This is a genomic window from Nevskia sp. (assembly GCF_051860985.1).
In the GTDB taxonomy this organism is placed as follows: Bacteria; Pseudomonadota; Gammaproteobacteria; order Nevskiales; family Nevskiaceae; genus Nevskia.
Window position 1 is genome coordinate 43,889 of the sequence record NZ_JBIMKV010000011.1, and the last position, 12,072, is coordinate 55,960.

8 protein-coding genes are annotated in these 12,072 nt (G+C 68.3%); 5 read left to right on the forward strand and 3 right to left on the reverse strand.

Going from position 1 to position 12,072, the window contains the following annotated elements:
• Positions 1–143 precede the first annotated feature (143 nt).
• Entirely contained in the window at positions 144–1,964 is a 1,821-nt protein-coding gene (locus tag ACTIGJ_RS12225) for a hypothetical protein (RefSeq protein ID WP_439640599.1), read from the reverse strand.
• Between the two features lie 177 nt (positions 1,965–2,141).
• The gene (locus ACTIGJ_RS12230; RefSeq protein WP_439640600.1) at positions 2,142–4,292 is read right to left on the reverse strand and encodes a TonB-dependent receptor family protein; all 2,151 of its coding nucleotides are present in this window, start codon (positions 4,290–4,292) and stop codon (positions 2,142–2,144) included.
• A 386-nt stretch (positions 4,293–4,678) separates the two neighbouring features.
• Here ACTIGJ_RS12230 and ACTIGJ_RS12235 point away from each other — a divergent pair, with 386 nt between their 5' ends.
• The 4 genes from ACTIGJ_RS12235 to ACTIGJ_RS12250 all read left to right on the forward strand — a co-directional run bounded on the left by ACTIGJ_RS12235 (position 4,679) and on the right by ACTIGJ_RS12250 (position 9,546).
• Entirely contained in the window at positions 4,679–5,530 is an 852-nt protein-coding gene (locus ACTIGJ_RS12235) for a transporter (RefSeq protein ID WP_439640601.1), read from the forward strand.
• 137 nt (positions 5,531–5,667) lie between these two features.
• On the forward strand, positions 5,668–7,104 hold the full coding sequence (gene aldA / locus ACTIGJ_RS12240) for an aldehyde dehydrogenase (protein WP_439640602.1): 1,437 nt from the start codon (positions 5,668–5,670) through the stop codon (positions 7,102–7,104).
• A gap of 17 nt (positions 7,105–7,121) precedes the next feature.
• On the forward strand, positions 7,122–7,736 hold the full coding sequence (locus ACTIGJ_RS12245) for a ubiquinol-cytochrome c reductase iron-sulfur subunit (RefSeq protein WP_439640603.1): 615 nt from the start codon (positions 7,122–7,124) through the stop codon (positions 7,734–7,736).
• 61 nt (positions 7,737–7,797) lie between these two features.
• The gene (locus ACTIGJ_RS12250; RefSeq protein WP_439640604.1) at positions 7,798–9,546 is read left to right on the forward strand and encodes a PQQ-dependent dehydrogenase, methanol/ethanol family; all 1,749 of its coding nucleotides are present in this window, start codon (positions 7,798–7,800) and stop codon (positions 9,544–9,546) included.
• Positions 9,547–9,627: 81 nt separating this feature from the next.
• Here the strand turns inward: ACTIGJ_RS12250 and ACTIGJ_RS12255 are convergent, their stop codons facing one another.
• The gene (locus ACTIGJ_RS12255; protein ID WP_439640605.1) at positions 9,628–10,332 is read right to left on the reverse strand and encodes a flavin reductase family protein; all 705 of its coding nucleotides are present in this window, start codon (positions 10,330–10,332) and stop codon (positions 9,628–9,630) included.
• Positions 10,333–10,658: 326 nt separating this feature from the next.
• Between ACTIGJ_RS12255 and ACTIGJ_RS12260 the strand changes: the two genes are divergently transcribed.
• Positions 10,659–12,035 (forward strand): choice-of-anchor tandem repeat GloVer-containing protein, encoded by a 1,377-nt coding sequence (locus ACTIGJ_RS12260; RefSeq protein ID WP_439640606.1) that lies wholly within the window; start codon positions 10,659–10,661, stop codon positions 12,033–12,035.
• Positions 12,036–12,072: the final 37 nt, after the last annotated feature.

The following is a 12,072-nucleotide window of genomic DNA, read 5'->3' on the forward strand; positions in this document are numbered from 1 at the left end:
CTCTTCGGGGGCTCGGGCGGGACGCGCATTCTAGGGAAACTTGCAGGGTGATCCCTCGACCACCGGATCAACGGGGGACCGCGGGCATCGCTAGCGATGCGACTCCGGCAGACCCAGCCTCGCCAGCGGCTTGGCGAAGAAATTCACGGTGCGCCTTTCGCGGCACACACCTTCGCAGCATAAGGGTCGTGCGTTTTCAGGTTCTGGATGACCGCCGCGAAACGCGGCTCGCAGCGGATCGGGTCCATGGCCGGCAGCATCACCGCCCAGTCCATGCTGGCGCCGGTCTCGATGGCGATGCGCTCGATGTAGTCCAGCGCCAGCTTCGGTTCGCCCAGCATCATCAGCAGCGCCGCGATCACCTGATCTTCCAGCGTATTGCCACTGGCGGGATCGGCCTGACTGTTGAACGGCAGCGCTGCCCATTTCAGGGCCAGCGCATGGCGGTCGGCGCGGCCGGCGAATGCGTCGATCAAGGCCTGCGTCTGGCCGCTGTGTCCCTGGGCCGCTTCCATCCGTTCGAACGCCGTCTTCGCGGAATCGAGATCGCCCTGCATCAGCCGGGCCAGCCCCAGGTACTGAAGGCAGGACGGATGCTCGGGAACAATGGCCAGCAGTTGCTCGCAGCGCTGCGCGGCTTCGGCAACTCTCCCCAGCGTCAGCAGCGAAAAGGCGTGGTTCTCGGCGATCACCGGCGAACGGGGGTCGAGCAGCGTCGCTCGCTCCAGCGATGCCAGCGCGGCCGAAAGCTGGCCGCTGGTGAACTGGTTGATCCCCAGCCATTGATGCGCGGTCGCGAACGACGGCCGCAGCAGGATGGCGCGGCGCAGCAGGGCATCGGAGGTCAGACGCTGACGGCTGTTGGCCGAATTGTTGCCCAGCGCGGCGTAAGCCTCGGGCAGCGCGGGATCGAGCGCCAGCGCATGCAGCGCCTCATCGGTCGACCGCTTCAATCCTTCGTTGAAACCCATGCGCGCGCTGTAGGCCGGCAGCACCGAGTAGACCAGCGCCAGCCCCGCATGGCCGGCCGCAAAGGTCGGATCGGCGGCCGTGGCCTGCTCGAACAGCTCGACCGCCTGCCACAGCGTGTCAGGGCGACGCGCATGCCACAGGGCGATGCCGCGCAGGTAGAGATCGTAGGCGGCGACATTGCTGGTGCCCGTCGATTGGCCGCCGGCCTGACCGGGGCCGGCAAGCTTCACTTCCAGCTCCTTGCCGATCGCGCTGGCGATCTCGTCCTGGATCGCGAAGATGTCTTCCAGCTTGCGATCGTAGGTCTGCGACCAGACGTGGAAGCCGCTGCCGGCGTCGATCAGCTGCGCGGTGATCCGCACCCGCTCGCCCTGCTTGCGGACGCTGCCTTCGAGCACCATGCGCACGCCGAGTGCCTGGGCGATGTCGGGAATCTCCAGCGTCTTGCCCTTGAACGAGAACGACGAGGTTCTGGCCGCCACCCGCAGCTCGGGCGCGCGCGCCAGCACGTTGAGAATCTCCTCGCTGACGCCGTCGGAGAAGTATTCGTTGGCGGCATCGCCGGACATGTTGACGAACGGCAGCACGGCGATCGAGCGCGCCGTGCCGGCATCACGCGCCGTGCCGGGGTCCTTGCGCAACACGAAGGTGTTGGCCAGCAGCACGACCACCGCCAGGCCCAATACGGCGATGATCCAGCGATCCATCGTCTTGCCCGTTTGCCGGGTCACCGACTGGCTGCGGTCGATCTCGCTTTCCAGCTTGATCCCCTGCGGCGTCCATTCGTAGAACCACGAGAACAGCAGCGCGAACGGAAAGCCGATCACCACCGCAATCACCACGATGCGAACCGTGCTGTTCGGAATGTCGAAGAACGGAAACACCTGCGTGGCCACCTGCACCAGCAGCCAGGCCGCAGCGGCGTAGAACATCGCCGCCCGATGGACGTTGCGGCGCTGCAGTTCGGCCAGGAAGCTCGTCGTCGACGGCATGCGGCGGTGCCCGGTGCTGGCGTTCTGACTTGGGAGGCGTCGATCCGCCGCCCGTCAGGCGGGGCGGAAAACGCGCGGAGCGACGGCGATCACGACGTCGTGATCGCCGACGGTCGGCAGTCTACCGTGCCGGCCGAGGCATCCGCGCCGCCGGCAGCATGCCGTCCGTGCGCCCGTTCATGAACCCCAGCGCAGGCTCAGGCCGGCGTGCACGCCGCGATCCGGCGCCGGCTCGAAATAGCGGCCATTGGCGTCGTTGACGATTACCGAGCCGATGTATCGCCGATCCAGCAGGTTGTAGACACGCACGAAGCCTTCGACATCCCAGCGGCCGATCAGCGCGCGATAGGCGGCGCTGGCGTTGACCACCGTGTAGCTCGGCGCGGCATCGCTGGCGATGTCGTTGACCGACACCTTGTCCGAGTAGCGGGCTTCCAGCGTCGCCGCCCAGCCAGGTTGGCCGCGCCGCCAGCTCAGCTCGCCGTAGACGCTGCCCTGGGCGACGCCGGGAATCGGATTGCCGTCGTTGACGGTCACCGTGGCGCTGCCGTTGTTGTAACGGTACTGCTCGGCGAACGTGGCATCGAGATAGCTGGCCGCCATCTGCAGGCGCAGCGCCGCCGGCAGCCGCAGCACCAGCCCCAGTTCGGCGCCGTGGCGGGCGGTGTCGGCGTTCTGGAAGCTAGCGCGACCATCGACCGTGGCGCCGGCCACGATCTCGTCGTCGCTGTCGATCTTGAACAGCGCCAGGGTCAGCAGGCCGTGGTTGCCGAACTGCTGCTTGACGCCGATCTCGACGCTGCGGCTGGTCGAGGCATCGAGCGCCAGGTTGAGGCCGCCTTCGCCGTCGCTGCGGTAGGACAGTTCGTTGAAGGTCGGCGTCTCGAAGCCGATGCCGGCGCTCAGGTAGAACAGCCGGCCCTCGGCCTGCTCGAAGGCCAGCCCGATGGTCGGCAGCGTGGCCGAGAAATCGGTGCTGCCGCTGTCGTCCGGATTGCCGGTGCGGATGTAGTCGTCTTCGGACTTGAACGCCACCCGGCTGTGCCGCACGGCGGCACTGAGCCGCCAACGCGGCTGAAAGGCGTATTCGGCGAACAGGAACTGGTCGAAGTTGTAGAGCCGGTTGTCCTCGTCGCGCCGCAGCGCGCCGCGCACGCCCAGCGCATCGCCGACGAAGTTCTCGTAGCCGCGCCGGTGCTCGTCGGCCAGCTGGTACTGCAGGCCGGCGCTCAGGCGCAGCTCGCCCAGCTGCCAGCTGCTGCGGGCATCGACCCCGGCCCCGTTGCGATCGAGATCGACGACGCCGCCGGCCCGCGCCGGCGACGCCTGTGCCGCCTTCGGGATCGACAGGAACTGCTCGATCCGGCGACCGCTGCCGTAGACGATCAGGTCCCAGTCGGCCGCCTTCGACCAGGCGCCGCTCCAGCCCAGCGCGGCGCGCCAGTCATCGGTGTTCTTGCGGGTGTTGTAGGTCTTCGCCACTGCCGCCACCTGGCGCGGGTCCTGCTCGAACTGCTGGCGGGTCAGGCCCAGCGGGTCTTCGGCATCACCGCCCCACAGCGCGCCGGCCAGCAGGCGCAGCTGCTGGCCGTTGCCGAGGTCGTAGCGGGCGTTCAGCGCGCCGACGTTGCGCTGCGCCTTGCTGTGATCGCGGTAGCCGGCGATGTCGTAGCGTTCCAGATCCAGCCGGTAGCCGAGCTTCTGGTCGGCAGCCCGGCCGCCGATCGCCAGCGCCTCGCGCCAGCTGCCGTAGTCACCGGCGCTGAAGCTCAGCTCGGTGCCCAGGCGCTCCGGCGGCGCCAGGCTGTAGGCGGCGATCACGCCACCGGCGCTGTTGCCGTACTGGTAGGCCAGCGGCCCGCGCAGCACCTCGATGCGATCCAGCGAACCGATCAGCAGGTTAGACACCGCACCCTGCCCGTCCGGCGCCGTCAGCGGCACGCCATCGGCCCGCAGCTGGATGCCGCGCACGCCGAAGGTCGAACGGGCGCCGTAGCCACGAATCTGGATCTGCAGATCCTGGGCGCTGTTCTGCCGGTCGCGGACATCGACGCCGGGAATGCTGTTCAGTGTCTCCGCCAGATTGATCTGCGGCCGGCCGCTCTTGAGCATCCGGGCATCGACCACGCCGACCGCCGCCGCCGTGCGCGCCTCGGTCTGCGGCACGCCGCCGGTCACCACCACAGCGGGCAGCTGCTCGACATGCGCCGCCTCGTCCTCGGCCGGCGCTTCCGCCCACACCGTCTGGCTGGTGGCGGCCAGCAGCAGGCCCGGCAGCGCGGAAAGGCCGCGTAACGCGCGCCTGCGGAAAACGTGTGGCTGGTTCATGTCGCACCGATGTCGTTCTGGTTGTGGTGAAGAAACGCCCGCCGAACTGCGCAAGCGGTATGCCGCCGCCGCTGCAATGGCCGAACCGGCCGCAAAGCCTGCCTCCGAGCGGCGGGCTGCGCCGCCTGCCCCTGCGACAGCTGTCGCAGCCCCGGCCGCGATCGCCATCGGCGGCGCAAGCGACTGCAACAGCTGTCGCTCGGCCGGCATCCGGTCCCGATCCGCCGGGCCGCCAACAAACGCAGCTTCGACAATGACTTGCCGGCCCCCGCGCGGCCATAGGACTGCGCCTCCGCCGCTGGCATTTCACTTGCCCTCTCGATGACGCCGCAAGACGGCACGCCCCCTATGGCGGCGTCCATAAAAACGTGAGGAGGAGTACCACGATGTCCAGAATGTCCCGGGGCCAGACCGGCCCGCTGTCGATCCGGATCGCCATTGCCGCGCTGTCCTTGTCTGCCGCAGGCGCGGCGTCGGCGATCACCTTCGACGTCATCGGCCCCGGCGAGTACGACCTTCCGGTCGACTTCGCGCCGTTCATCGTCTTCGTCCAGTACGCCACCGTGCAGGACAACGAGAAGGTCCGCGATGCCCGCGGCAAGAAGGTCGACGGCGACGGCAGCCAGCAGATCGTCGGCCTGTCGAAGTACGTGCGTTTCTGGTCACCGGAGTGGAACCGCAGGATCGGGCTGGCCTACGAGATCATCGTGCCGGAGATCGGCGTCCGCAACGAAGGCAGTGGCCGCTATGCCGGCGGCCTCGGCGATCCGCTGACCGGCTTCGCCGCCTGGTACCGGCCGACCGACAGCTCGACGTTCGGCATCCAGTCCTTCCTCGTGGTACCGGTCGGCAACGACTCGGTCAGCGACACCAACTGGAAGAACCTGACCAGCCTGCTGTGGAACTGGAAAGGCGGCAACTGGCAGGTGACCGGCAACGGCGGCTTCGTCTGGCAGGGCGAGCGCACCAATGGCGTCACGCCGGTGTTGAACTGGCATACCAACAACCGTTTCGGCTATCGCCTCCACCAGTACCTGGAGCCCTTCATCGGGCTCGACTACGAGTACGCCGGTGCCAAGGACGGCGCGCCGAAGAGCTGGGCCTTCGATGTCGGCGGCGGCGTGGTGCTGCACACCTTCAAGAACCAGTCGATCGCACTGCGCTACTCGACCACGGTCGACGGCGAAAGCCATGCCCAGAACGACAGCTTCAACCTGAAGTACGTCTACGTCTGGTGAGCCGGGCACGTCGCTGCCCGTCCTCCACCCGACTCCACTTCCGAACCCCACCCAAGGCAGAAGCCAGCGCTGCCGCTGGCGGCTGCACGCCGCTGCCGATCGCGCACCGCGCCCTCGCACCAGGAGAACCCCAGCTGATGTCCAACGAGTATCTGAACTACATCGATGGCCGCTTCGTCGTCCATCACGGCGACCGCATCGCCGTCCACAACCCGGCCACGTTCGAGCTGATCGCGACGGTGCCGGATGCCGGTGCCGAGGTTGTCGACGAGGCCGTCGCCGCCGCTCGCCGCGCCCAGCCCGCCTGGGAAAGGCTGCCGGCGATCCAACGCGCCAGCTACCTGCGCCAGATTGCCGCGAAGCTGCGCCAGCACACCGAAACGCTGGCGACGCTGATCGCCCGCGAGCAGGGCAAGGTGCTGCCGCTGGCCCGGGTCGAGGTGAACTTCACCGCCGACTACATCGACTACATGGCCGAGTGGGCACGCCGCCTCGATGGCGAGGTGCTGAGCAGCGATCGCGCCGGCGAACACATTTTCCTGCTGCGCAAGCCGCTGGGCGTGGCCGCCGGCATCCTGCCGTGGAACTTCCCGTTCTTCCTGATCGCCCGGAAGATGGCGCCGGCGCTGATCACCGGCAACACCGTGGTGATCAAGCCGAGCGAGGAAACGCCGCTCAACGCCTTTGCGTTCACCCGGCTGCTGGCCGAAACCGAATTGCCGCCGGGCGTCTTCAACTTGGTCTGCGGTCGCGGCGCCAGCGTCGGTTCGGCCTTGTCGGCGCACCCCGGCATCAACCTGGTGACCTTCACCGGCAGCGTCGGCACCGGCATCCGCATCATGCAGGCGGCCGCGCCGAACCTGACCCGGGTCAATCTGGAACTGGGCGGCAAGGCACCGGCCATCGTGCTCGCCGATGCCGACCTCGACCTGGCCGTCAACGCGCTGGTCGCCTCGCGGGTGATCAACACCGGCCAGGTCTGCAACTGCGCCGAGCGCGTCTACGTGCAGCGCAGCGTCGCCGAAGCCCTTACCGACAAGCTGGTTCAGCGCATGGCCGCGACCCGCTATGGCGACCCGCTGCGCGACGAGACGCTGGACATGGGGCCGCTGGTCAACCAGGCCGGGCTCGACAAGGTCGGCCAGCTGGTCGACGGCGCCCGCGCGGCCGGTGCCGAGATCCGCACTGGCGGTGCCGTCGCCACGCTGCCTCAGGGCTATCACTACCAGCCGACGATCGTGGCCGGCTGCCAGCCGCAGATGGCGATCATGCGGCAGGAGATCTTCGGCCCGGTGCTGCCGCTGCAGATCGTCGATGACCTCGACGAGGCGATCTTCCACGCCAACGATTCCGAGTATGGCCTGACGTCGTCGGTATTCACCCGCGACCTCAACGCCGCGATGAAGGCGGTGCGCGAACTGCAGTTCGGCGAGACCTACATCAACCGCGAGCATTTCGAGGCGATGCAGGGCTTTCACGCCGGCCGCCGCAAGTCCGGCATCGGCGGTGCCGACGGCCGCCACGGCCTGCTCGAGTTCACCGAGACCCACGTCGTCTATCTGCAGACGGCATGAACGCGAGCACGGCCACGATGAACGATCGCAAATCGACGCCGCGCTGCGCCTGCGCCGGCCTGGACCAGAACACCGACGGCAGCCGCCGGCAGATGCTGACCGGCGCGCTGAGCCTCGCCGCCCTTGCCGCCGGCAGCCTGCCAGCGCTGGCAGAGGACGGCGGACCGGCCCGCAGCACCAAGCCGCAGGCCGGCGACAAGCTGGCCTACGTGATGGGACCGAAGGCCGGACAGCCGATCCTGCCGGCCGATCTCAAGCCCGGCGAGCCGCCGACGTTGGCCTATCCGCTAGACCCGGCGACCGGCCAGGCGCTGGTTTCCAAGGCCGGCATGTTGACCGTGGTGCGCCTGAAGCCCGAGGACCTGAAGCCATCGAGTGCGGCCAACGCCGCCGACGGCATCGTCGCGTTCTCGTCGCTCTGCACTCACTACGGCTGCCCGATCACCACCTTGCACCCGAGCCAGACGCAGATCGTCTGCAACTGCCATGGCTCGGTGTTCAACGCCGCCGATCGCGGCGTCGTCACCAACGGTCCGGCCCAACGCCGGCTGGCGATGTTGCCGCTGGCGATCAAGGACGGCGCGCTGATCGTTAACGGCAAGTTCGATGGCCCGCTCGGGCCGCCGACCTGATGCCGCCTTTTCACCACACACCCCCGTCACCAGACGCTGCAAGCAGGAGGAGAAAACAACGATGAGAATGTCATTGATCACGGCTGCGCTCGGCGCAGTCATCGCATCCGCCGCCGTCGCGGCCAGCCCGGGCAGCGCACCGCAGCCGGACTACAAGCCCGTCACCGATGCCCGCCTGGCCAGCCCGGAAGCCGAGAACTGGCTGCTGACCAAGGGCAACTACGAAGGCTGGAGCTACAGCCGTCTCAAGCAGATCAACACCGCCAACGTGGCCAAGCTGAAACCGGTCTGGTCCTCGGCCACCGGCGTCAACTCCGGCCACGAGGCGCCGGCGATCGTCAACGGCGAGTACATGTTCGTGTCGACGCCGCACAACCACGTGTTCGCCTACAACGCCCGGACCGGCAAGCCGCTGTGGCACTTCCAGCGCGAGGTGCCCGAAGGCATCGGCGCTCTGCACCGCACCAATCGCGGCGTGTCGCTGTGGAAAGACAAGGTCTATGTCGGCAGCGTCGACTGCATGCTCAGCGCACTCGACGCCAGGACCGGCAAGCTGCTCTGGGAAGCTCAGGTCTGCGACTGGGAAACCGAGAGCGCCTACATCACCTCCGCGCCGCTGGTCGTCAAGGGCAAGGTGCTGATCGGCCCGTCCGGTGGCGAGTTCGGCGTGCGCGGCTTCCTGAAGGCCTTCGACGCCGAGACCGGCAAGCTGGCCTGGACCCGCTACGCGGTGCCGGCGCCCGGCGAGAAGGGCTCGGAAACCTGGCCGCAGACCGGCGAATGGAAGGACGCCTGGAAGAAGGGCGGCGGTACCATGTGGATGCCCGGCAACTACGATTCGAAGAACGACGTCATCTACTGGGGCGTCGGCAACGGCGCGCCGTGGCTGGGCGACCAGCGTCCGGGCGACAACCTGTATCTGGCCTCGGTGCTGGCGCTCGATCCGGCGACCGGCGACATCAAGAGCCACTTCCAGTACCACTGGAACGACTCCTGGGACTGGGCCGGCATGAACGCGCCGACGCTGGTGGAGTACACCAAGAACGGCAAGAAGGTCAGCGGCATGGTCAGTGCCCAGCGCAACGGCCGCCTGTACTGGCTGGACCGCGACGCCAAGGGCACGATCACCTACAACAAGTCCGAGCCCTACGTCACCAACACGGTCTTCACCGCAATCGACCCGAAGACCGGCCGGCCGAGCTACAACAAGGACGCCAAGCCGCATACCAACGAAACCCACACCTATTGCCCGAGCCTCTGGGGCGGCAAGGACTGGCCGTACGAGGCCTACAACCCGGACACCGGGATGCTGTACATCCCGTACAACGACAACCACTGCCTGACGCTGACCGGCTTGATCCAGCCGATCATTCCCGGCACCTGGTCGGCCGGTGTGGACATCAACAAGCTCGACCTGTCGGTGAAGAACAGCTTCGACCACATCGGCGGCATCCAGGCCTGGAACATCGATAGCGGCAAGGAAGTCTGGCGCGAGAAGTACCCGCATTCGTGGAACTGGGGCTCGATCCTGACCACCGCCGGTGGCCTGCTGTTCGCCGGCGGCACCAACGACAAGATGTTCCGCGCCTACGATGCCAGGTCCGGCAAGCTGCTGTGGGAGTTCCCGACGCCGTCCGGAATCATCTCGCCGCCGAGCAGCTTCTCGATCGACGGCAAGCAGTACATCGCCGTGGTCTCCGGCTATGGCGTCGATGCCCAGTGGATCCAGGGCAAGATGCACGGCCTCGCCGGCTGGGACGAGAAGGTGCCGGAAGGCGGCAGCGTTTGGGTATTCGCGCTCGGCAACTGATGGCGTGACGCCACGCCGGGCCGCCCGGTCCCCGCACGGGGATCGGGCGGCCTTGCTGTATCAGCCTGCCCCAGCGCTGCCTCAGGCCTGGCGCAGCGCCGCCGCCCGCGCCCGCTCGACATCCGGGCTTAGATAGGTCGCTTCCGGAATCTCGCCGAGGCGCGATCCATGAACCTGCTCGGTGGTGCAGCCGTAGAACTTCTGGAACTTCATGATCAGCGGCCCCCACTTGTCGGGATCGATGCGATCGGTGGTGCCGGCCATCAGCAGTTCCGGGTGCACGTGCACACGCGTGATGCGCACCTCGAACACCTTGATGCCGACCTTCCACATCGGGTCGTCGGCCATGAAGCCGTTGGTGGCGGCCAGCACCGCTTCCATCTGCACCGGGCACTCCAGCGCCCGCGGCGCTTGCACCGTCTCGCTGGGCACCGGCGTCAGGCCGGAGATCTCCCACTTGTTCTTTTCGTGCGTGTACTGGCGCATCTGCTTGGCGGCCGGCACCGGGTTGGAGCCGGTCAGCCGCGCCAGCCGGTCGACATGGCCGACCAGCGCCGGAGACGGCAGGTTCAGCACGCATTCGCCGGTGCGAATCAGGTTCTCGGTGTTCTTCGAGCTGGCATCGAGGCCGAGGATGCAGCGCCAGCCCAGCCAGAACGCCGAGGACATCGGCGCCAGGTTGGAACTGCCGTCCTCGTTGCTGGTGCTGATCAGCACGACCGGCGTGCCCCAGTACAGGATCGCAGGCTCGACGGAAACGGTTTCGATGCGGGGGGCTGCAGTCATGGGCTCGGCGCTCGCGGTGGTGAAGGTGACGGCAGTCTGCGAGAGCGCCCGGCCGCGCTCACTCCGGTTCTTGCGGCGGTATTCGGTGCCTCGATTCATCGGCCGACGGCACCTCGCCCCGCTTGACGCGCCCTTCAAACTGCGCGGACGCTCGCACCGCCTGCCCCTCCACCAGGCCCGGAGTCCGCCCCATTCCCCTGAACCGCAAACTGCATCAGCCGTACGGCGCCGCGCAGCGCCTTCGTGATCACCACAGTGCTGCCCGGTGGCTCGCCGCGCTGCTGCTGGCCGGCGCGGCGCCGTCGTTCGCCGACGAGGTCCCAGGCGTGGTGCTGGACGGCTCGTATGCCTTCCTCGGCGGCCCGCAGTTCAGTCTGAATGGCGGCGGCGAGCAGCCGGTCGGACGCCTGGCCCGCGGCCCGGATGGCAGCTTCTACGGCGTGACGGCTGGCTATGGCGCCGGTGACGCGGATTACGGCGAGATCTCGACGCCGCCCACCATTTTCCGGATCAAGCCGGGTCCCGGCGGTGGCTTCACCACGCTGCACCGCTTTGCCGACACCCAGGCCCAGGGCGGCTACCTGTTCGGCCCCAGCGATGGCCTGGTGCGCGGCGCCGACGGCCACTACTACGGCACCACCATCGGCGAGATCTTCCGCATCACTGCCGACGGCACCTACAGCATCCTTCACCACTTCGACCCGGCCGGCAGCGAAGGCTTCGGTGGCGCGGCGCTGACCCTGGGGCGCGACGGCCGCCTGTACGGCGTCACCGGCGGCGGCGCCTTCGGCATCTTCCCCAACAGCCTTGGCGGCGTGATCCGGGTCGAAGCCGACGGCCAGGTGACGGTGCTGCACCGCTTCACCGGTGCCGAAGGCCGGGCGCTCGCGATCGGCAACCTGCTGCAGGCGCGCGACGGCAATTTCTATGGCGTCACCTGCTGCGGTGGCGCGGCCGGCGCCGGCAGCCTGTTCCGGATCACTCCGGCCGGCGATTACACGGTGCTCTACGCGTTCCCGGCGGACCAGGGCGGCCCGAAATCGCCGCTTGTGCAGGGTCAGGACGGCGATCTCTACGGCAGCACCCAGGGCTATATCGACAGCGAAGGCGAGGAGCGAGCGGCCGGCACCGTGTTCAGGATCACTGCGGCTGGCGAGGTCCACACGCTGCATGCGTTCTCGGTGGCGCGCGGAGAAGACGGCATCTATCCCGGCGGCCTGGTGGCCGGCGCTGATGGCCGCATCTATGGCGTTGCCCGGGGCGGTGGCCGCGCCGGCGGCGGCGCGGTCTTCAGGGTCGACCGGGACGGCCGCTACGAAGCGCTGTACGCCTTCGACGGCGCCCACGGTGCCGGCCCGGCCGCGTCCTTGCTGGAGGTCGGCGGCAAGCTCTACGGCAGCACGGCCGGCGGCGGCGCCCATGGCGCCGGCACGCTGTTCAAGCTCGATCCCGGCATGGTCACCGTGAAGCTGGCAGCGCTGGCGACCACCGTTCATGCCGCCCCCGATGCCAAGGCCATCCTGGCCTGGACAGCGGCGCGGGCCAGCGCCTGCGTGGCGGGCGGGGACTGGGCCGGCAACCGGCCGGCCAGCGGCGTCGCAGCCGTACCGACACCGGCCATCGGCACCCGCGTCTACACGCTGACCTGCACCGGGCTGAACGAGTCGACGACGGCCCACGCCACCGTGAACGTGGTGCCGTGATGCGAGCGTCCTGAGGTCTGCGGCAGCCAGCTGCCGC

Coding starts and splice junctions, on each gene's coding strand:
- ACTIGJ_RS12255 (WP_439640605.1), bottom strand. CDS start 10,332: ATGACTGCAGCCCCCCGCATCGAAACCGTTTCCGTCGAGCCTGCGATC.
- aldA (WP_439640602.1), top strand. CDS start 5,668: ATGTCCAACGAGTATCTGAACTACATCGATGGCCGCTTCGTCGTCCAT.
- ACTIGJ_RS12230 (WP_439640600.1), bottom strand. CDS start 4,292: ATGAACCAGCCACACGTTTTCCGCAGGCGCGCGTTACGCGGCCTTTCC.
- ACTIGJ_RS12250 (WP_439640604.1), top strand. CDS start 7,798: ATGAGAATGTCATTGATCACGGCTGCGCTCGGCGCAGTCATCGCATCC.
- ACTIGJ_RS12225 (WP_439640599.1), bottom strand. CDS start 1,964: ATGCCGTCGACGACGAGCTTCCTGGCCGAACTGCAGCGCCGCAACGTC.
- ACTIGJ_RS12235 (WP_439640601.1), top strand. CDS start 4,679: ATGTCCAGAATGTCCCGGGGCCAGACCGGCCCGCTGTCGATCCGGATC.
- ACTIGJ_RS12245 (WP_439640603.1), top strand. CDS start 7,122: ATGAACGATCGCAAATCGACGCCGCGCTGCGCCTGCGCCGGCCTGGAC.